Source organism: Microbacterium faecale, from assembly GCF_014640975.1.
GTDB lineage: Bacteria > Actinomycetota > Actinomycetes > Actinomycetales > Microbacteriaceae > Microbacterium > Microbacterium faecale.
This window is the reverse complement of record NZ_BMHO01000002.1, coordinates 291,981-310,512: the sequence shown is the minus strand read 5'-3', so window position 1 is coordinate 310,512 and position 18,532 is coordinate 291,981. Positions and strand designations below refer to the sequence as shown.

General features: G+C 68.3%; 22 protein-coding genes. 18 read left to right on the top strand and 4 right to left on the bottom strand.

Features of this window, described 5'->3' with window-relative positions; all coding sequences use genetic code 11:
* Positions 1–7 precede the first annotated feature (7 nt).
* Positions 8–427 (top strand): winged helix-turn-helix transcriptional regulator, encoded by a 420-nt coding sequence (locus IEW87_RS14450; protein WP_188713089.1) that lies wholly within the window; start codon positions 8–10, stop codon positions 425–427.
* A 151-nt stretch (positions 428–578) separates the two neighbouring features.
* Here the strand turns inward: IEW87_RS14450 and IEW87_RS14445 are convergent, their stop codons facing one another.
* Entirely contained in the window at positions 579–1,364 is a 786-nt protein-coding gene (locus tag IEW87_RS14445; protein WP_188713088.1) for an ABC transporter permease, read from the bottom strand.
* The gene (locus IEW87_RS14440) at positions 1,361–2,230 is read right to left on the bottom strand and encodes an ATP-binding cassette domain-containing protein (RefSeq protein WP_188713087.1); all 870 of its coding nucleotides are present in this window, start codon (positions 2,228–2,230) and stop codon (positions 1,361–1,363) included. Before IEW87_RS14440 ends, IEW87_RS14445 begins: the two co-directional genes overlap by 4 nt.
* Before the next feature lie 80 nt (positions 2,231–2,310).
* Between IEW87_RS14440 and IEW87_RS14435 the strand changes: the two genes are divergently transcribed.
* The 11 genes from IEW87_RS14435 (at position 2,311) to IEW87_RS14385 (ending at position 9,945) form a co-directional block, all read left to right on the top strand.
* Positions 2,311–3,234 (top strand): TetR/AcrR family transcriptional regulator, encoded by a 924-nt coding sequence (locus tag IEW87_RS14435; RefSeq protein WP_188713086.1) that lies wholly within the window; start codon positions 2,311–2,313, stop codon positions 3,232–3,234.
* Between the two features lie 89 nt (positions 3,235–3,323).
* Positions 3,324–4,241 carry an ABC transporter ATP-binding protein gene (locus IEW87_RS14430; protein WP_188713085.1) on the top strand — a complete coding sequence of 306 codons (918 nt, stop codon included), beginning with the start codon at positions 3,324–3,326 and terminating at the stop codon, positions 4,239–4,241.
* The gene (locus IEW87_RS14425; protein WP_188713084.1) at positions 4,238–5,002 is read left to right on the top strand and encodes an ABC transporter permease; all 765 of its coding nucleotides are present in this window, start codon (positions 4,238–4,240) and stop codon (positions 5,000–5,002) included. Before IEW87_RS14430 ends, IEW87_RS14425 begins: the two co-directional genes overlap by 4 nt.
* 72 nt (positions 5,003–5,074) lie before the next feature.
* Positions 5,075–6,244 carry a sensor histidine kinase gene (locus IEW87_RS14420; RefSeq protein ID WP_188713083.1) on the top strand — a complete coding sequence of 390 codons (1,170 nt, stop codon included), beginning with the start codon at positions 5,075–5,077 and terminating at the stop codon, positions 6,242–6,244.
* Entirely contained in the window at positions 6,238–6,846 is a 609-nt protein-coding gene (locus IEW87_RS14415; protein ID WP_188713082.1) for a response regulator transcription factor, read from the top strand. Before IEW87_RS14420 ends, IEW87_RS14415 begins: the two co-directional genes overlap by 7 nt.
* Before the next feature lie 88 nt (positions 6,847–6,934).
* The gene (locus IEW87_RS14410) at positions 6,935–7,138 is read left to right on the top strand and encodes a helix-turn-helix domain-containing protein (protein ID WP_188713081.1); all 204 of its coding nucleotides are present in this window, start codon (positions 6,935–6,937) and stop codon (positions 7,136–7,138) included.
* Positions 7,139–7,257: 119 nt separating this feature from the next.
* Positions 7,258–7,356 (top strand): 30S ribosomal protein bS22, encoded by a 99-nt coding sequence (locus tag IEW87_RS14405; RefSeq protein WP_003792170.1) that lies wholly within the window; start codon positions 7,258–7,260, stop codon positions 7,354–7,356.
* Between the two features lie 95 nt (positions 7,357–7,451).
* The gene (locus IEW87_RS14400; RefSeq protein WP_188713080.1) at positions 7,452–7,742 is read left to right on the top strand and encodes a rhodanese-like domain-containing protein; all 291 of its coding nucleotides are present in this window, start codon (positions 7,452–7,454) and stop codon (positions 7,740–7,742) included.
* Complete coding sequence (locus IEW87_RS14395) at positions 7,739–7,990, top strand: glutaredoxin family protein (protein WP_188713079.1); 252 nt, start codon at positions 7,739–7,741, stop codon at positions 7,988–7,990. Before IEW87_RS14400 ends, IEW87_RS14395 begins: the two co-directional genes overlap by 4 nt.
* A gap of 74 nt (positions 7,991–8,064) precedes the next feature.
* Complete coding sequence (locus IEW87_RS14390) at positions 8,065–9,606, top strand: molybdopterin-dependent oxidoreductase (RefSeq protein ID WP_188713078.1); 1,542 nt, start codon at positions 8,065–8,067, stop codon at positions 9,604–9,606.
* 39 nt (positions 9,607–9,645) lie between these two features.
* Positions 9,646–9,945: a Dabb family protein gene (locus IEW87_RS14385; RefSeq protein WP_188713077.1), complete on the top strand. Its 300-nt coding sequence runs from the start codon at positions 9,646–9,648 to the stop codon at positions 9,943–9,945.
* 180 nt (positions 9,946–10,125) lie between these two features.
* On the opposite strand, the gene aspS is transcribed toward IEW87_RS14385, so the two are convergent.
* Positions 10,126–11,895, bottom strand: a complete 1,770-nt coding sequence (gene aspS / locus IEW87_RS14380) for an aspartate--tRNA ligase (RefSeq protein ID WP_188713076.1) — start codon at positions 11,893–11,895, stop codon at positions 10,126–10,128.
* Between the two features lie 233 nt (positions 11,896–12,128).
* Between aspS and IEW87_RS14375 the strand changes: the two genes are divergently transcribed.
* Positions 12,129–13,064 carry a DUF368 domain-containing protein gene (locus tag IEW87_RS14375; protein ID WP_229731224.1) on the top strand — a complete coding sequence of 312 codons (936 nt, stop codon included), beginning with the start codon at positions 12,129–12,131 and terminating at the stop codon, positions 13,062–13,064.
* 85 nt (positions 13,065–13,149) lie between these two features.
* Here the strand turns inward: IEW87_RS14375 and IEW87_RS14370 are convergent, their stop codons facing one another.
* Positions 13,150–13,773 (bottom strand): histidine phosphatase family protein, encoded by a 624-nt coding sequence (locus IEW87_RS14370; RefSeq protein WP_188713075.1) that lies wholly within the window; start codon positions 13,771–13,773, stop codon positions 13,150–13,152.
* A gap of 118 nt (positions 13,774–13,891) precedes the next feature.
* On the opposite strand from IEW87_RS14370, the gene IEW87_RS14365 reads away from it, so the two are divergent.
* The 5 genes from IEW87_RS14365 (at position 13,892) to ccsB (ending at position 18,498) form a co-directional block, all read left to right on the top strand.
* Positions 13,892–14,272: a DUF3054 domain-containing protein gene (locus IEW87_RS14365; RefSeq protein WP_188713074.1), complete on the top strand. Its 381-nt coding sequence runs from the start codon at positions 13,892–13,894 to the stop codon at positions 14,270–14,272.
* 212 nt (positions 14,273–14,484) lie between these two features.
* Positions 14,485–15,093 carry a TlpA family protein disulfide reductase gene (locus tag IEW87_RS14360; RefSeq protein ID WP_308420932.1) on the top strand — a complete coding sequence of 203 codons (609 nt, stop codon included), beginning with the start codon at positions 14,485–14,487 and terminating at the stop codon, positions 15,091–15,093.
* Positions 15,090–15,839: a cytochrome c biogenesis CcdA family protein gene (locus IEW87_RS14355; RefSeq protein WP_188713073.1), complete on the top strand. Its 750-nt coding sequence runs from the start codon at positions 15,090–15,092 to the stop codon at positions 15,837–15,839. The genes IEW87_RS14360 and IEW87_RS14355 overlap by 4 nt, the downstream gene beginning before the upstream one ends.
* Positions 15,820–17,487, top strand: a complete 1,668-nt coding sequence (resB, locus tag IEW87_RS14350; protein WP_188713072.1) for a cytochrome c biogenesis protein ResB — start codon at positions 15,820–15,822, stop codon at positions 17,485–17,487. Before IEW87_RS14355 ends, resB begins: the two co-directional genes overlap by 20 nt.
* A gap of 9 nt (positions 17,488–17,496) precedes the next feature.
* Entirely contained in the window at positions 17,497–18,498 is a 1,002-nt protein-coding gene (ccsB, locus tag IEW87_RS14345; RefSeq protein ID WP_188713071.1) for a c-type cytochrome biogenesis protein CcsB, read from the top strand.
* Positions 18,499–18,532 lie beyond the last annotated feature (34 nt).

The window sequence follows — 18,532 nt, the reverse complement described above, 5'->3', positions numbered from 1 at the left end:
CAGTTTGATGTCAGCAGCGAACATGCATGTGCCCGCTCCACTTGACACCGCATTGCCGAGCCCGGTGCCCGGCGACGAGCACGAGCAGTGTCCGGTGACTGACGTCCTGCGCCGAGTCGGCGACAAATGGACCGTGCTTGTCGTGGTCCTGCTCGGCCAACGAGCACATCGGTTCAACGAACTTCACCGCGGCATCGAAACGATCAGTCAACGCATGCTCACCCGCACGTTGCGTGGTCTGGAAGAAGACGGACTGGTCCACCGGGAGGTCTTCGCGACCATCCCACCAAGCGTTGAGTACAGCCTCACACCCCTCGGCAAGTCCCTACTGGAGCCGTTGTCGGGCCTCGCCAAATGGGCCATCGCGAATCAACCTGCCATCGCCGCGAGCAGACGCGTCAACAACCTCCCATCCCGCAACACCTAGATTTCGCCGCCGCTGCCGCTGCGCGGGTGACCTGGCGGCGCCGCAGTCCCCCGGATCCGCGGGGCGGATCCTCCCGCCAGGCCCGATGCCAGCGGCGCCGCCAGGTCACCCGCTGCGCTTTGCAGTTGCAGTTGCGATCGCTTGGCAGTCGCTAGCGCCTTCCCGCCTTGTGGCGGAAAAGCCAGGCGCCCCAGATGGCTGCCACGATGACGATGCCGACGCACCAGGCGACCGCGGCGAGCGGTGCCGCACCCGGATCGGTTCCCATCAGCAGCGCGCGCATCGTCTCGATGACGGGCGTGACCGGTTGCACTTCGGCGAAGACGCGCAGCCAGTTCGGCATAGTGTCGGTCGGCACGAAGCCGCTCGAGACGTACGGCAGGAACAGCAGGATGAAGCCGTAACCGCTCGCGGCCTCCGCGGATCCCGATGCGAGCCCGATCGCCGCGAACAGGTAGGTGATCGCGAAGATCCACAGCGCGATGATGGCGAAGGTGCCGAGCCACTCGAGGGGGGTCGCCGTCGGGCGGAATCCGATCGCGACCGCGACGAGGAACACCACGCCCGTCGCGACGAGGTTGCGGGCCAGCGATGCCACGACGTGGCCTGTGAGAACAGCGCCCGGCCGGAGCGGCATGGTGCGGATGCGGTCGATGATGCCGCCCGTCATGTCGTTCGCGACGAAGGTCGCGGTCGTCGCGGCTCCGAATCCCGCGCACGTGAGGATCGTTCCCGGCACGACGTAGTCCACGTAGCCGCCGCTGGGGTCGATCGCTCCGCCGAACACGTACGTGAACATGAGCATCATGAGCACGGGCAACGCGATCGACATCAGCATCGACTCCGCGTCGCGCAACGCGTGCCTGAGGCTCCGGCCGATGAATACGGCTTCTGCGGTGAGCCCGCGGAGCCGGGGGCGAGGGGCGATGGTCGTCATACGGTCTCCTTCTCCGTCAGGGCGAGGAAGACGTCATCGAGCGTCGGGTGCTCGATGGCGATCTCGCCGTCCACGTTGTCTTGCTCGAGGTCGTCGAGCGCGCGACGGATCGACGCGATGGTGCCGTCGGTCGGAACCTCCCGCCGCAGGGTGCCGTCGTGCTCCCGCAGCACGACGGATCCGCCCCCGATGCGTGCCTTGAGTTCGTCGGCCGTACCGAGCGCCGCCACGCGGCCGTCGTTCAGCACGGCGATGCGATCGGCGAGCTGGTCGGCCTCCTCGAGGTACTGCGTCGTGAGGAAGACGGTCGTGCCCGAGCCAGCAAGTGAGGCGATGATCTGCCACAGCTCTCGTCGACTGCGGGTGTCCAGTCCCGTCGTCGGCTCGTCGAGGAAGAGAACCTCCGGCTGCGCGACAAGGCTCAGTGCGAGATCGAGGCGGCGACGCATCCCGCCGGAGAAGGTGCCCACGCGCCGTCCGCTCGCCTCGGAGAGGGCGAAGCGGTCGAGGAGATCCTCGGCGCGCGCGCCGGCGGCGCGACCGGGGAGTCCGGACAGGCGCGCGAACATCACGAGATTCTCGCGCGCGGTCAGCCGCTCATCGACCGCGGCGGCCTGCCCCGTGAACGCGATTCGCTGCGTGACCGACACGGGATCCGCGGCGACGTCGATACCGGCCACATGGGCGTGGCCGTCGTCCGGGCGGACGAGCGTGGTCAGGATGTTCACGATGGTGGTCTTTCCCGCCCCGTTCGGGCCGAGAAGGGCGAAGATCTCGCCGCGCCGGACGTCGAGATCGACGCCGTCGAGCACGGTGTGCGTCCCGAATCGCTTCCGCAGATTCCGAACATCGATGGCAAGGGACATGAGGATCCTTTCTGTGTATGAGTGAAACTGTTTATGACCATAACACACTGTTTACCTCATATACTTCATAGGCTGGTGTCATGCCCGAAGACCTGGAAGACATCGAGCTCCCGCGGAGCATCGCCCTCGCGTGGGGCATCGCCGCCAATCCGCAACGCGGGCCGAAACGCGAGATGAGCGTCGAGCGGATCGTCGAGGCCGCGGTCGAGCTCGCCGATGCCGAAGGGATCGGAGCCGTGTCGATGGCCGCCGTCGCCAAGCGGCTCGGCTTCACACCGATGTCGTTGTATCGGTATGTGACAGCGAAAGACGACCTGCTCCTCCTCATGCAGGATGAGGCGACGGGGGTGCCGACGCTCGCGTATCGCGATGCCGAGGGCTGGCGCGCGAAGCTCGACGTGCTGTTTCGTGAGCAGGTCGCGATCTACCTGCGGCATCCGTGGATCCTCTCGCTGCCGATCACGGGATCTCCCGTCACGCCCAACAGTTCGCGGTGGATCGAAGCGGGCCTCGAAGCCATCAACGGTCTGCCGCTCGATCTCACCGACCAGCTCGCCGTCGTCCTCGCCGTGACCGGGACGGCGAGGTGGCAGGGGATGGTGTACGCCGGCTACGACGCCACCGCGCGCGAGTTGGGCCTGACGTCCGACGAGGTCGCGACTCGCGAGCAGCGCCTGTACGAGCGCGTGGTCGACGCCGACGACTATCCGCTGCTGCGTGCGTTGGTGGACGCTGGCGGGTTCGTGGCCGAGGCGGACCCGTTCCGCTTCGGTCTCGACCGGACGCTCGACGGTGTCGAGGCCTTCGTCACCGACCGCGCGGATGTCGCGCCTCCGCGCGTTGTCGAATCGATCGACGACCTATCGGACGTTGCCGACGAGAAAAAGTACCGCGCGGCCGTGAAGGCGCGCCTCGCGGCGGAGAAGGACGTGCGTCAGGCAGAGAAGGCGCTTCGTCAGGCGCGTCGGCTCGAGGAGCAGGCCATTCGCGAGGCGCGCGGGTAGTCAACCGCGTGTCCACGTGACATTCGTCACCCGCGAAACATGACAGTCGGGGATCGGCACGTGGATGCGGCGGGCGCTTTAATGGCCGTATGAAAGACACACATGCGGTATCGATCCGCGGCGCGGTCAAGGAGTTCCGCTCCGGCGGATCCGCCTTCCGCGCCGTCGACGACATAGACCTCACGATCAACCGGGGAGAGATCGTCGCCCTGCTCGGCCCGAACGGCGCGGGCAAAACGACGACGCTCGACATGGTCGTGGGGCTCACGAACCCGACGGACGGCGACGTGTCCGTGTTCGGCAACGCCCCGCGGCGCGCCGTGCGTGCGGGGCGCGTATCCGCCGTCCTCCAGTCGGGAGGTCTGCTGCGGGACCTGTCGGTTCAGGAGACCGTCTCGCTGATCGCCTCGACGTTCCCCAACGCGCTTCCCGTCGACGAGGTGATGGAGCGCGCCGGGATCACGGAGATCGCGAAGCGCCGAGTCTCGAAGTGCTCCGGCGGAGAGCAGCAGCGTCTGCGGTTCGCGCTCGCGCTGCTCCCGGATCCGGACCTGCTCATCCTCGATGAGCCGACGGCCGGGATGGACGTCACGGCACGACGCGCGTTCTGGAGCACCATGCGCGAGGACGCGCGTGCCGGACGCACCGTCATCTTCGCCACGCACTACCTCGAGGAGGCCGATGCCTTCGCGCAGCGCATCGTGATGATGGCCGGCGGGCGCGTCGTCGCCGACGGGACGACCGCCGAGATCCGCGAACGCGCGACGGGCCGTCGCATCACCGCGTACGTCCCGGCCGAGCGCGAGGCGCAGGTCGTGAGTGCCCTGGAACAGCGCTCCGACGTGCTGTCGGTCTCGGCCGATGTCGGACGCCTCACCATCAGCGCAGGGGACTCCGACGCCGTCGCGCGGACCTTGCTGACGGAGCTCGGAGCGCACGATCTCGAGATCGCCGCGGGCAGCATGGACGACGCATTCCGCATGATCACCGAGGGAGCCGAGCGATGAACGTCACCTACTTCCGCATCGAGCTCGCGCGGGTGGGGCGCGACTTCGTCACCATGTTCTTCGTCGCGATCCTGCCCGCCTTCATGTACGTCATCTTCGGTGCGGCGCAGGACTATGGATCCACCGACATCGGCAACGGCAACGTGACCGCGTACGTCATGATCGGCATGGCCGCGTACGGCGCGGTCACGGCGACGGTCGGCGTCGGCGGCATGGCAGCGGTCGAGCAGATGCAGGGCTGGGGTCGGCAGCTCGGCCTGACGCCGATGAGCGACACGCAGCGGATCGTCACGAAAGCCGCGGTCGGCTTCGTCGTCGCGATCATCCCCGTCGCGCTGATCTACATCCTCGGCGCCTTCACGGGGGCCGAGGCGAACGCGGACGTGTGGATCGTCAGCGGGCTCGTCGTACTCCTCGGCGCGGCGATGTTCTCCTTCTTCGGCCTCCTGGCCGGCGTGCTGTTCCGCAGCGAGGGCGCGGTTGGCGCGGCGAGCGGATCCCTCGTGATCCTCGCCTTCCTCGGGAACCTCTTCTTCCCGCTCGAGGGTGCACTTCTCGACATCGCGCGGTTCACCCCGCTGTACGGATTCGTCGCGCTCGCACGCTACCCACTGACGGACGGGTATCTCGCTGCGATGTCGGCCGGTGCCGAACCCGAGCGCGACGAACTGTGGCTGCCGATCGTCAATATGGGCGTGTGGGCGGCGGTGTTCATCGTCGCCACGATCCTCATCTCGCGGCGCGGACGCGCCAGGCAGTGAGCAGACGGTGCGGGCGGCGTGGAGAAGCGTCGCCCGCTCCGCGTCGTCGAACGGAGTGACACCATGGGGATCATGACCGCGGCGGCCTCCGAACCTCCTCCCGCACGTGACGCAGACGTGACGACGGGGCGGACGTGGCAGATCGCGGGGGAGAACGTGCGCGGACCGTGGGAGCGGTTCGCCTGGTTGTTCGGAACCGTCTGGATCGTGTTCATGATGTTCCCGATCGGGTCTGCCTGGGGGAGCTCAGCGTCACAGCCCGCGCGCGTCGCGTCCGTGACGGTGCTCGTCGTCTACTCGGCTGTGTACATCGCGACGTACACGTGGATGATCCGCTCTCCCGAGTGGCACATCGCTGCGCGTCGTGGCGCGCTCGGCCTCGTCGTGATGGTCGTGCTGATGGCGGCGTCGGCGATCCTCACCGGGCCCGGATCCCTCGGTGCGGGAGCCTTCCTGATCTCGATCGCGATGTTCTCCGGCCCCGTCGCGTTCGCGTTCGCGCTCGCCGGGGCCGCGTTCGTCGTGCAGTGCATCGTGCTCGCGATCGTGCTCTCGAACTATCCGAATGGATTCGAGTCGTTCGGCGTGCTCTTCATTCCCTTCGCGATCGTGTTCGTCACGGTCGGCTGCATCCGCCTCATCACGAGCGCGCAGGAGCGGCACGATGAGATTGAGAAGCAGGTGACGCTCGTCGCCGAGCGTGAACGGGTGGCGCGCGACGTGCACGACGTGCTCGGCCACAGCCTCACCGTCGTGACCGTCAAGGCCGAGCTCGCCGAACGGCTCGTCGACCTCGATCCGGGACGCGCGAAGGAAGAGATCGCCCAGGTGCGCAGCCTGGCGCGGGAGGCGCTCGCCGAAGTACGGGCGACCGTGTCGGGGCTGCGCGTCGCGCGTCTCGCCGACGAGCTCGAATCTGCGTGCATGGCGCTGGAAGGAGCCGGTATCGCCGCCGAGATTCCCGATGCGGCCGACACGGTGGATCCGCGTCACCGGATCGTCGTCGCCTGGGTGCTGCGCGAGGCGATCACGAACATCGTTCGACATTCGCGAGCCTCTCGCTGCATCGTCTCGCTCGACGCGCACGGGATCGTCGTCGAGGACGACGGCGTCGGTACGCCCGCGGCTGTTGCCGAGAAGGGGCTACGGGGGATCCGCGAGCGCGTCGACGCGGCCGGCGCTCGACTGCTGGTCGATTCCGCGGGCGATGGGCGCGGGACGCGCGTGGAGGTGCGATGGTGATCCGGATCCTGTTGGCCGACGATCAGGCTCTCGTGCGGGGCGCGCTCGCCGCGCTGCTCCAACTCGAGGGCGACATCGACGTGGTCGCCCAGGTCGGGCGCGGCGACGAGGTCGTGGCGGCCGCGCGTGCTGCCGAGGCCGACGTGTGCCTGCTTGACATCGAGATGCCGGGCGCCGACGGCATCGAGGTCGCGGAGCGGCTGCGGGACGAGTTGCCGGCAGTGCGGTCGCTCATCGTGACGACGTTCGGGCGCCCCGGCTACGTGCGCCGTGCGCTGGAAGCGGGCGCGAGCGGATTCGTCGTCAAGGACACCCCGGCGGGCGAGCTGGCCGACGCCGTGCGCGCCGTGCACGCGGGACAGCGCGTCGTGGATCCGTCTCTCGCCGCCGACTCGCTCATCGGCGGCTCGAACCCGCTCTCCGAACGCGAGCGCGAGATCCTGCGAGTGGCGCTCGCGGGTGAGCCCGTCGCCGAGATCGCGCGCCGCGTGCACCTGTCGCAGGGCACCGTGCGGAACTATCTCTCGGATGCGATCGCGAAGACCGGGGCGGCGAACCGAGTGGGGGCCGCACGCACCGCAGAGGCCAAAGGATGGCTCTGAACATGGGACATCACCCGTCACGCGGGTTTACACGAGCACCCTCTTCCCCATATGGTGAGGGAACCAGAGTCTCGGGGGAGAGTTGAATATGGCCGAAATGCCCGACGTGCGGTTCCTCACTGTCGCAGAGGTCGCCGACATCATGCGCGTCTCGAAGATGACGGTGTACCGCCTTGTGCACTCGGGCGAACTGCCCGCCGTGCGGTTCGGACGCAGCTATCGCGTCCCCGAGAGTGCGGTCACGCAGTACGTGCAACTGCCCGGCGACGGACGTGGGACGGCCGCTTCCTGACAGGAGCGCCCCCGCGCATACGTTAAAGTACTCCCAGGCACTCTTTCTGCCGCGATCGTTCATGGACGTCGGCACACGTTCGTGCCAGGCATCCAGCCCCCGAATTAGTGAGGTTTCAAGTGGGTTCTGTCATCAAGAAGCGCCGCAAGCGCATGGCGAAGAAGAAGCACCGCAAGCTACTGCGGAAGACTCGCCACCAGCGTCGCAACAAGAAGTAAGCGACAACACCGAACGCCGGCTCCGATCTGATCGGGCCGGCGTTTTCGTTGTGCGCGCGAACGCCGCCCCGCGCGTGGTGCGCGAGAATGGAACCATGCAGGAGATCACGGTCGCCGAACTGAAGGCGCGCACGGCCACCCCGCTCATCGACGTCCGCGAAGAGGACGAGTTCGCGGCCGGCCGCGTGCCCGGCGCGATCAACATCCCGCTTTCGCAGCTCGGGGCACGTCTCGACGAGCTGCCCGACGAGTTCGACGTGATCTGCAAGGTCGGTGGACGGTCGAGCCAGGCCGCGATCGCGCTCGACTCGCGAGGATACGACGCGACGAACGTCGCGGGCGGCACCGATGCCTGGATCGAGGCCGGCTACGAGGTCGAGCGGTGACCGCGCTCACCCTCATCACGAAGCCGGACTGCCACCTCTGTGACGTGGCGCGCGAGGTGATCGACCAGACGCTCGCGACCGTTCCCGATGCGGTCGCCGAACGCGTCGAGGTCACGGAGCTGTCGATCGTCGACGACGAGGAGCTCTACGACGCATGGTGGGAGAAGATTCCGGTGGTGCTGATCGACGGCGCTCTTCACGCCCACTGGCGAGTCTCGTCCGATCGGCTTGCCGCGGCATTGACGTAGGGCCTCTCCCGCTCACGGCAACGGTTTCGTCAGGATTCGCGCTCCGCGTGTGATCCGGGCGTAGCCTCGTGCCCATGGAGGCGCGGATCGGGCGCGGTGCGGCGGCGTGGGCGGGAATCGCCGCCGCGATCGCGGGTGCGGGTGCCGGAGAGATCCTCGCCGCTCTCGTCGCACCGCGATCAAGCCCGTTCGCCGCGATCGGATCCGCACTCATCGACGCGGCGCCCACCTGGGCGAAGGACGTCGCGATCGCCGTGTTCGGGACGAACGACAAGCTCGCGCTACTCGTGCTCATCGCGATCATGCTGCTCGCGGTCGCCGTGGCCGCGGGACTGGTCCAACGGGCCCGGCCACCGTGGGGCGCCGTCGGCGCGGGCATCCTCGGATTCGTCGGAGCGGCGGCGGCGATCACCCGTGCCGATGCGGACGCGCTCGCGGCGCTTCCCTCCGTGCTCGCGGGAGTGATCGGGTCCGTCGGCGTGTGGATCTTCGTGCGACCGACCACCGCAGACCCCGCAGCGGCCGTCACGCCATCCGCGGGGGCGACGGCGGCGCTTTCTCGCCGTGGATTTGTGCTCGGAAGTGTGGGCGCCGCGGTCATCGGGGCCGGCGCGGTCGCCTGGGCGGCCACGGGACGGACCGCGAGCGCATCGGTGCGCGCGATCCGCGACGGACTGCGGCTGCCGACCGCAGCACGCATCGCGAACGTCCCCGCGGGTGCGGATCTCGGCATCGACGGGCTCGCCCCGTACCTCACGCCGAACCGCGATTTCTACCGCATCGACACGGCGCTCATCGTGCCCGAGATCGACCCCGCCGACTGGAGCCTGCGGATCCACGGGCTTGTCGACCGCGAGCTGACCCTCACGTGGGACGACCTGCTCGCCCTGCCACTCGAGGAGTCCGTCACGACGCTTGCGTGCGTGTCGAACCCGGTTGGCGGCGACCTCGTCGGAACCGCGCGATGGCTCGGCTATCCGATCCATCACCTGCTCACCGACGCCGGGGTGCAGGGCTCGGCCGACATGGTGCTGTCTCGCTCGCACGACGGGTTCACGGCGGGCACACCGCTCGAGGCGCTCACCGATGGCCGCAACGCGATTCTCGCCGTCGGCATGAACGGTGATCCGCTGCCGATCCAGCACGGTTTCCCGGTGCGGATGGTGGTGCCGGGGCTCTACGGGTACGCATCTGCGACGAAGTGGGTGGTCGACCTCGAGGTCACGCGGTTCGACCAGGCCCGCGCCTACTGGACCGACCGCGGCTGGTCCGCACGGGGGCCGATCAAGCTGCAGTCGAGGATCGACGTGCCGCGGTCCACCGATATCGCGGCGGGCGAAACGATCGTCGCGGGAATCGCGTGGCAGCCGCACACGGGCATCGCGGGCGTCGAGGTGCGCGTCGACGAGGGGACCTGGCAGCGCGCCGAACTCGCGCGGGCGACCTCCGACGACACGTGGGTGCAGTGGAGCCTGCCGATCGACATCCCGTCCGGCGCGCACACGCTCACGTGCCGCGCGCTGAGCCGCCGCGGCCAGACGCAGTCGGCGACGCAGCTGCCGCCCGCGCCGGACGGAGCGCAGGGCTGGCACAGCGTGGGGGTGACGGCGGCGTGAGCGTTCCCTTCGCGACGGGAAGGACCCTAGGGTGGGAGCATGATCCGCCATATCGTGATGTTCGGCGTCGACGCCGAGACCGCCGAGGACCGTAACGCCAAGATCACCGATGCCGCGGTGCGGCTCGAGCAGCTGGTCGGCGTCGTGCCCGGCCTGCGCTCGATGACGGTCGGCGCGAACGCCGTCGAACTCGACGGCAACTACGACTTCGCGCTCGTGGCGGATCTTGACGACGCCGCCGCCCTTGAAACGTACGCCACGCACCCGGCGCACCTCGAGGTCGCCGCCCTCATCGGCACGTTCAAGACGCGCCGCGCCGCTATCGACATCGAGCTGTAGGCGGGGCCCGCCCCGTACCCGGCACGGGGTCGACCCGGAAGGAGATTTCCCTGTACGAAGGGGCATTCTCGCCGGTAAGGCCCGGCGAAGGCGACACCCCCTTCCGAAGGCGAAATCTCCTTCCGAAACGACGAGGTGCCCCCGCTCGAGCGAGCGGGGGCACCTCGTCAGTTCAGAGGGTCAGTCCTCTTCTGGTTCGTAGTCGACGCCGGCCTCGGCGCGCTGCTCCGGCGTGATCGGAGCAGGAGCCGCGGTGAGCGGGTCGTAACCGTTGCCCGACTTGGGGAAGGCGATGACCTCGCGGATCGAGTCGGTCTTGGTCAGCAGCTGCAGCACGCGATCCCAGCCGAACGCGATGCCGCCGTGCGGGGGCGCACCGAAGGCGAAGGCGTCGAGCAGGAAGCCGAACTTCTCCTGCGCCTCCTCCTCGCCGATGCCCATCACCTGGAAGATGCGCTCCTGCACGTCGCGCTGGTGGATACGGATCGAGCCGCCGCCCATCTCGACGCCGTTGCAGACGATGTCGTACGCGTACGACAAGGCGCTTTCGGGATCCTTGTCGAACGTGTCGAGGTGCTCTGGCTTCGGCGAGGTGAATGCGTGGTGCACCGCCGTCCATGCCGAGTTGCCGAGGTCGACGTCCTCCGGATCCTCACCGGTCGGCTTGAACAGCGGTGCGTCGACGACCCACACGAACGCCCAGTCGTCGTCCGAGATCTGGTCGGTGCGGTGGGCGATCTCGACGCGCGCGGCGCCGAGCAGCGCACGCGCCTCGTTCGTCTTGCCCGCGGCGAAGAACACGGCGTCACCGGGCTGTGCCCCCGTGATTGCGGCGAGTCCGTCGCGCTCGGTGTCGGTGAGGTTCTTGGCGACAGGACCGCCGAGCGTGCCGTCCTCGGCGAACGTGACGTACGCGAGCCCCCTCGCGCCGCGCGACTTCGCCCAGTCCTGCCAGGCGTCAAACTGGCGGCGCGGCAGCGAGGCGCCGCCGGGCATGACGACGGATCCGACATACTCCTGCTGGAAGACGCGGAAGGACGTGTCGGCGAAGTACTCGGCGAGCTCGACGATCGTGTTGCCGAAGCGCAGGTCCGGCTTGTCGGATCCGTACAGCCGCATCGCGTCGGCGAACGTGATCCGCTCGATCGGCGTCGGAATCTCGACGTCGATGAGCTTCCAGAGCTCCGCGACGACCTGCTCGCCGAGCGCGATGACGTCCTCCTGGTCGACGAAGCTCATCTCGATGTCGAGCTGCGTGAACTCCGGCTGACGGTCGGCACGGAAGTCCTCGTCGCGATAGCTGCGCGCGAGCTGGTAATAACGCTCCATGCCGCCGACCATCAGCAGCTGCTTGAAGAGCTGCGGGGACTGCGGAAGCGCATACCAGGATCCGGGGTTCAACCGCGCCGGGACGAGGAAGTCTCGGGCACCCTCGGGTGTCGAACGCGTGAGGGTGGGCGTCTCGATCTCGACGAACTCGTGCTCGTCGAGCACGCGGCGCGCGACCTGGTTGGCCTTGGAGCGCAGGCGCAGGGCTGCGGCGGGACCGGGGCGGCGCAGGTCGAGGTAGCGGTGCTTGAGGCGCGCTTCCTCGCCGACGGTCTCTTGGCCGTCGAGAGCGGTCGACACCTGGAACGGCAGCGGGGCCGAGGCGTTGAGCACCTCGACGTCGGTCGCGATCACCTCGATGTCGCCCGTCGGCAGGTTCTCGTTCGCGTTCCCCTCGGGGCGCTCGGACACCTCGCCGGTGACCTTGAGGACGAACTCGCTCCGGAGCGGGTGGGCCACCTCTTCGTCACGGATGACCACCTGGGCGATGCCCGACGAATCACGCAGATCGATGAATGCCACCCCGCCGTGATCGCGGCGACGATCGACCCAACCCGTGAGGGTGACGGTCTGACCGATGTGCGCGGCTCTGAGCGAGCCAGCGGTGTGGGTGCGCAGCACTTCTACGATCCTTCTGGTGAGGCGAAAGGGACGGCACGATCCTATCCGCAGCGGCTGTGGAGGCGACCCGACTGTGGTGCGGGCGGCGGATCCATGTTGTCCGCGGCGCGTTTCGCGGATCCGTCCCCCGCCGCCGCGTCGGGACTTCCCCTGGCGGCGCGCGGGTTTTCCCCAGGGACGCACGTGCACGCGATGGGTAGTGTCGACGTGGCGCACGACGGAAGCGAGACAACGTGAACGACACGGCCAAGCCGATCCACACCCCGTGGAACGCGATTCGCGGATTCCTTATCGGGATGGCGGAGCTGGTCCCCGGGATCTCCGGGGGGACCGTCGCGCTCGTCGTAGGCGTTTACGAGCGAGCGTTGCACGCGGCGAGCGCGCTGGGCGGCGCCTTCAAGACCCTTGTCACCGGGCCCGACCGCGCGGCCGGCTTCCGTCGACGCATCGCCGAGGTCGACTGGTGGCTCGTTCTCCCCATGCTCATCGGCATGGCGAGCGCCGTCCTCTTTGCCGCCGGAACCATCGAGAGCCTGGTCTCCTCGAACCCGGTCAACGCGCGCGGACTCTTCTTCGGGCTCGTCGCGGCGAGCCTCGTCGTGCCGTACCGGCTGCTGCCGAAGCGCAAGAACCTCGCGGTCGACATCGTGGCGTTCATCCTTGCGGTCGCCGTGGCGTTCTTCCTCGTCGGCTTCGCCGGCGGAGGCACCGTCGAGAATCCGAACCTCGTGTTCGTTTTCGCCGCGGCCGCGGTGGCGGTGTGCGCCCTCGTCGTGCCTGGCGTCTCCGGATCCTTCTTTCTGCTCGCCGTCGGCCTCTACTCGCCGACGCTCCAGGCCGTCGACGAGCGCGACATGACCTATATCAGCGTTTTCGCGGTGGGCGCCATTCTCGGACTGCTCACGGTCGTCCGCGTGATGCGGGTCCTCCTCGAGAAGCACCGTCGCATGACGCTGATCATCATGGCGGGACTCATGCTCGGGTCCCTGCGCGCGTTGTGGCCATGGCAGGGAGGCGCGGGCAGCGAGGACGGGCACGGAGCGCTTCTCGCTCCCTCGGATCCGCTCTGGCCGACCGTCTTCGCGGTCGCGGGAGCGATCGTGGTGCTCATCCTCGTCGCGATCGAGCACGCGATCACGAAGCGCCGCGTCGGCGAACTCCCGGAGTAGCCCGCACCGTCCGTTCCGGTCGCGCAAAGGCAGCTTCGTCGCGCGATAAAGGTGCTTTTGCGCGACCGGAAGGGAAGAACTCCGCTCACACCGCGCCGAGGTCGATGCCTGCGGCCGCAGGTTCCGCGTAGGCGACCTCGGTGAAGGATCCGCCCGTGCGCTCGAAGGTCGTCACGCTCGAGAGGGCGCAGCGGCGCTTCGTGGGGGAGTGCGCGAGCTTCTCGCCCGCGATCGCGAGGTGCGCGATCCAGATCGGAGCCTGGTGCGAGACGATCACGACGTCTCCGGAATCGGTCGACTCCCACGCATCTTCCATGGCCTCGACCATGCGCTCTGCCGTCGCAGCGAACGGCTCGCCCCAGCTCGGCTTCGACGGGTCGATGAGCAGGCGCCAGTTGATCGGGTTCAGAACGGCCCGCTTCATGCGCTTGCCAGCGAACGAGTTCCACGGTTCGATGACACGCTCGTCCTGTTCCGGCGTGAGGTCGAACAGCTCGACGAACGGCTCGGCCGACTCCCGGGCCCGCTGCAACGGCGAGGAGATGAGGCGCGAGACGGCGCGCCCCTCGGAGTTCACGTGCTCGGCCGCCGCGCGTGCCATCTCGCGGCCCGCTTCGCTCAGACCGTATCCGGGGATCCGCTCGTAGAGCAGTCGCTGGGGGTTGTGGACTTCTCCGTGGCGGACGAGGTGCAGGCGCGCGGCGGGCATACGGCCACGCTACCCGGACGGGACCACGGCAGACGGCACCGGCGAACACTGCGAACCGCGGATCCGTCGTCGCCAGCGGTCGCGGCGGCCGTCCACGTGCGGACGGTACGTTGGGATCATGCGCCGCTTCCCGTGGACCCTCGCTGCGCTCCTCGACGCGGTGGTCATCGTCGGTTTCGCCACCACGGGCATCTCCACCCACAGTGGCGAGATCATCGCCGACCTCCTGCGCGTCGTCTGGCCATTCGCCGTCGGCGCCGCGCTCGGGTGGCTCGTCTCGATCGCCTGGAGGGCGCCCGCCGCACCGATCCGCGCGGGGGTGACCGTTTGGTTCTTCGCCGTCGGCTGCGGCATGATCCTCCGGGTGGCCACGGGTGGCGGCTTCGCGTGGACGTTCTTCCTCGTCACCGCACTCGTGCTGTTTGCCGGGATCGTCGGCTGGCGCCTCGTCGTGGCCGGAATCGACAGGATCCTCGCCCGCCGTCGCGCGCGCACCTGACCCCACCCAGCGTGAGGGTCGCCAGAGATGGCAACGCGAGCGGCCAGTGAGCCGCAAACTCTGGCGACCCATTCGTCGGCGACCCCGCCCCGAGGTAAGCGTCGCCAGAGATGACGGGATGAGAGGCGTGCGCCCGGCAAACTCTGGCGACCCATCTCCAGGCGGCGGGCCGCACTCAGCCTCCTCTTACTACGCCGCGTAGAATTACGGGCGTGCCCCTGACTTATCGGATCCGTCGCGTCGCCGCCGCGCTGGCCGCGGTCGCATTGGCCGCGTCGGTCGCCGCATGCGCGAACGACCCCGTCTCGGAGCAGTACCTCGCGGGGGAGAACACCGGATACATCGCCGGCCAGTTCCAGGTGCAGGAGATCCCGGCCGACGAACGCGGCGACTCCGTCGAATGGGCCGGCGTCACCGAGCACGGCGACGAGCTGTCGAGCGACGACACCGCCGGGCACGTCACCGTCGTGAACTTCTGGTACGCCGAGTGCCCGCCCTGCATCGTCGAGGCGCCCGACCTCGAGCAGGTCTGGCAGACCCACAAGGACGACGGCGTGAAGTTCGTCGGCGTGAACATCTACGACCAGCCCGAATCCGCGATCTCGTTCGCGAAGGACAACGGCATCACCTACCCGAGCATCATGGACGTCGAGACCGGATCCGTGAAGCTCGCCTTCGCCGCCGAGTCACCGCTCCAGTCGACGCCCATCACGCTCGTGCTCGACCGTGACGGCCGCGTCGCTGCCCGCATCATCGGCAAGCTCGAGGGGGCGTCGATCCTCGACACGCTTGTCAGCGACGTCCTCGAAGAGTCCGCGTGAGTCTCGAGCAGCTCGTCGGGGCCGGATCCCTCTGGCTGGCGCTGCCGATCGCGCTCGCCGCCGGTCTGCTCTCGTTCCTGTCGCCCTGCGTCCTCCCGCTTGTGCCGGGCTACCTCGGCTTCATCTCCGGATCCGTGCTGCCGCGCGACGCGCAGGAGTCGCTCGCCCCGCGCGGTCGCCTCGTCGGCGGGGTGCTGCTGTTCATCGCGGGGTTCACCGTCGTGTTCATGGCCATGAACATCTTCTCCGGGGGCCTCGGCCGGTTCTTCCTGCAGTACAACGACGTCATTACCCGGGTGCTCGGCGCCATCATCATCCTGATGGGCCTGGTGTTCCTCGGCATGTTTCGGCTCATGCAGCGACAGGCCCGCCCCGCGATGAACTCCAACCTCGGGCTCGCGGGCGCCCCGCTGCTCGGCCTCGCGCTCGGCATCGGATGGGCGCCGTGCATCGGCCCGACGCTCATCGTGATCATGGGACTGTCGTGGAACACGGGCGACGTGTGGCGGGCCGCCGCACTCGGTCTCGCCTACTCGCTCGGGCTAGGGCTTCCGTTCCTGCTCATCGCACTCGGACTGGGATGGGCCGCGAAGTCGGTCGCCGTCCTGCGCCGCCACGTGCGCACCGTGAACGTCATCGGCGGTGCGCTGCTGATCCTGATCGGTGTGCTGATGGTGTCGGGAGTCTGGACCATGATCATGTCGCGACTCCAGGGGGTGATCGCGGGTGTCGAACTCCCGCTCTGACACGGATCCGCTGCGCCCGGCCGACCACGTCGACAGCTCGCGCGAGCAGATCAGGCAGCCGAAGCTCGGATTCGTCGGGTGGCTGCGCTGGGGCTGGCGTCAGCTGACCAGCATGCGCACGGCGATCGTGCTGCTGCTCATCCTCGCGGTCGCGGCGATCCCCGGATCGATCTTCCCGCAGCGCATGGCGAACCCAAACGGCGTCACGCAGTGGGAACGCGATAACCCTGAGGCGTTTCCTATACTCGACAACCTCCAGATGTTCGACGTGTACTCGTCGGTCTGGTTCTCGGCGATCTACCTCCTGCTGTTCGTCTCCCTCGTGGGCTGCATCCTGCCGCGCACGAAGCACCACCTGAAGGCCCTCCGGCAGCGACCTCCGCGCACCCCCGCGCGCCTTGCGCGCCTCGCGGATTACCGGCGCGAGCGCATCGAAGCGGATCCGGAGACTGCGGTCCAGCGCGCCGAGCAGCACCTGAAGCGACAGGGGTATCGCGTCGAGCGATACGACGCCCGCGGATCCCTGTCGGTGTCGGCCGAGCGCGGCTACCTGCGCGAGACGGGCAACCTCGTCTTCCACGCATCGCTCGTGGGCCTCCTCGTCGCTGTCGGCCTCGGCGGCCAGTTCGCGTACACGGGACAGAGCGTCATCATCGAGGGCACGACCTTCGTCAACTCGCTCATCAACTACTCCTCCATGAACAAGGGCCGCCTCGTCGCGGACGACGCCCTCGCGCCCTATTCGATGACTCTTGAACGCTTCGACGTCTCGTACGTGCCGTTCGGCCAGAACGGTGCCGGGCAGGCAGGCGACTTCGCCGCGAACGTCACGATTCGCGAGCCGGACGGATCCGCCGAGGACGGGGTCGTGCGCGTCAACCACCCGCTCACCGTGCACGGCGACTCGATCTACCTGCTCGGCAACGGATACGCCCCGACGGTCACGGTGCGCGACCCCGCGGGCGACGTCGTGTTCCGCGACTCCGTGCCGTTCCTGCCGCAGGACGACAACCTCACGTCCAGCGGCGTCGTGAAGGTGCCGGACGGGCTCGAGGAGCAGCTCGGCCTCGCGGGCTTCTTCTACCCGACGAAGATGGACCTCGACACCGGCGCGTACACGTCCGGCTACTCCGACCTGCTGAACCCGGTCCTCACGTTCCGGGCGTACGTCGGCGACCTCGGCATCGACGGCGGCACCCCGCGGTCGGTGTATGAGCTCGACCCGAGTGACATGGAGGAGATCGCCGGCCCGGACTCCGAGCTGACCTCGATCGAGCTGACGCCGGGCGAGACCGTCGATCTGCCGGGCGACCGCGGCTCGATCACGTTCGAGGACGAGACTCCCGAGGGTGCGGACGCCGCGGAGATCGGCATGACCGAGTCGGTCAAGCGCTTCGTCTCGCTGCAGATGCACCACGACGCGTCGAAGACGTGGGTGCTGGCCTTCGCCGTGCTCATCGTCGCCGGACTCATCACCGCGCTGCTCGTACCGCGACGGCGGATGTGGGTGAAGGTCACGCCCGACGACGATGGCGTCCTCATCGAGTACGCCGGCCTCGCTCGTGGCGAGGATCCCGCGATCCGCCGCGCCGTCGACGACCTCGCGGATGCGCACCGCGCACATCTCCTGCCCGAATCGAAGAACTAGGATCAGCGCATGCCCTCCGCGAACGCCCTCATGTTCGACACGTGGTCTGTCATCTCGCTGTGGACCGCGATCATCGTGTACGTGCTTGCCTTCGTGTGCTACGCCGTGGACCTCGCGAAACGGTCCGACGCCTCGATCCGGCAGAAGGATCGCGAGCTCGTCGCCGCCGGTGGAACGACGTCGGCCGGAGGCGCAGCCACCGCGGTCCTCGAGCGCGACAGCGCCCCGGTGCCGCACACAAACAACGTCATGGGCCGCATCGGCACCACCCTGACGGCGATCGCATTCCTGCTGCACTTGGCCGCGACGATCCTGCGCGGAATCGGCGCGGGCCGCGTGCCCTGGTCGAACATGTACGAGTTCGCGATGACGTCGACGCTGCTGTTCACGGCCGTCTACCTCGGCGTGCTCTTCTGGCGCGACCTGCGTTATGTGGGCGCGTTCATGACGGGGCTCGTCGCCGTGCTGCTCGGCGCGGCCGCGCTGCCCGCGATCTACACCGAGATCGTGCCGCTCGCGGACCCGCTCAAGTCGGCCTGGCTCGTCATCCACGTGTTCGTCGCGTCGCTCGCCACCGCGTTCATGGGCCTCGCCTTCGCGCTGAGCGTGCTGCAGCTGTTCCAGACGGGTCGCGAGCGTCGCGTGCGCGAGGATGCGTCGCGAGGTGAGAAGCGGTCGCTGCTGCGGACGGTTCCGAACGCCGACGAGCTCGAATCGCTCGCGTACCGTGTGGCGATCATCGGCTTCATCTTCTGGACCTTCACCCTCATCGCCGGTTCGATCTGGGCGCAGGATGCGTGGGGCCGCTATTGGGGTTTCGACACCAAGGAAGTGTGGACCTTCATCATCTGGGTGCTCTACGCCGGATACATCCACGCTCGTGCGACGCGCGGATGGCGCGGCACGCGCTCGGCCTGGCTCTCGATCGTCGGCTTCGCCGCGGTGCTGTTCAACTTCACGATCGTGAACATGTTCTTTGAGGGGCTCCACGCCTACTCGGGCATCAGCTGACGCGCCCACGCCTCACTCCCGTCGCGCAAAAGCA

Coding starts and splice junctions, on each gene's coding strand:
- IEW87_RS14450 (WP_188713089.1), top strand. CDS start 8: ATGTCAGCAGCGAACATGCATGTGCCCGCTCCACTTGACACCGCATTG.
- IEW87_RS14445 (WP_188713088.1), bottom strand. CDS start 1,364: ATGACGACCATCGCCCCTCGCCCCCGGCTCCGCGGGCTCACCGCAGAA.
- IEW87_RS14440 (WP_188713087.1), bottom strand. CDS start 2,230: ATGTCCCTTGCCATCGATGTTCGGAATCTGCGGAAGCGATTCGGGACG.
- IEW87_RS14435 (WP_188713086.1), top strand. CDS start 2,311: ATGCCCGAAGACCTGGAAGACATCGAGCTCCCGCGGAGCATCGCCCTC.
- IEW87_RS14430 (WP_188713085.1), top strand. CDS start 3,324: ATGAAAGACACACATGCGGTATCGATCCGCGGCGCGGTCAAGGAGTTC.
- IEW87_RS14425 (WP_188713084.1), top strand. CDS start 4,238: ATGAACGTCACCTACTTCCGCATCGAGCTCGCGCGGGTGGGGCGCGAC.
- IEW87_RS14420 (WP_188713083.1), top strand. CDS start 5,075: ATGACCGCGGCGGCCTCCGAACCTCCTCCCGCACGTGACGCAGACGTG.
- IEW87_RS14415 (WP_188713082.1), top strand. CDS start 6,238: ATGGTGATCCGGATCCTGTTGGCCGACGATCAGGCTCTCGTGCGGGGC.
- IEW87_RS14410 (WP_188713081.1), top strand. CDS start 6,935: ATGGCCGAAATGCCCGACGTGCGGTTCCTCACTGTCGCAGAGGTCGCC.
- IEW87_RS14400 (WP_188713080.1), top strand. CDS start 7,452: ATGCAGGAGATCACGGTCGCCGAACTGAAGGCGCGCACGGCCACCCCG.
- IEW87_RS14390 (WP_188713078.1), top strand. CDS start 8,065: ATGGAGGCGCGGATCGGGCGCGGTGCGGCGGCGTGGGCGGGAATCGCC.
- IEW87_RS14385 (WP_188713077.1), top strand. CDS start 9,646: ATGATCCGCCATATCGTGATGTTCGGCGTCGACGCCGAGACCGCCGAG.
- IEW87_RS14370 (WP_188713075.1), bottom strand. CDS start 13,773: ATGCCCGCCGCGCGCCTGCACCTCGTCCGCCACGGAGAAGTCCACAAC.
- IEW87_RS14365 (WP_188713074.1), top strand. CDS start 13,892: ATGCGCCGCTTCCCGTGGACCCTCGCTGCGCTCCTCGACGCGGTGGTC.
- ccsB (WP_188713071.1), top strand. CDS start 17,497: ATGCCCTCCGCGAACGCCCTCATGTTCGACACGTGGTCTGTCATCTCG.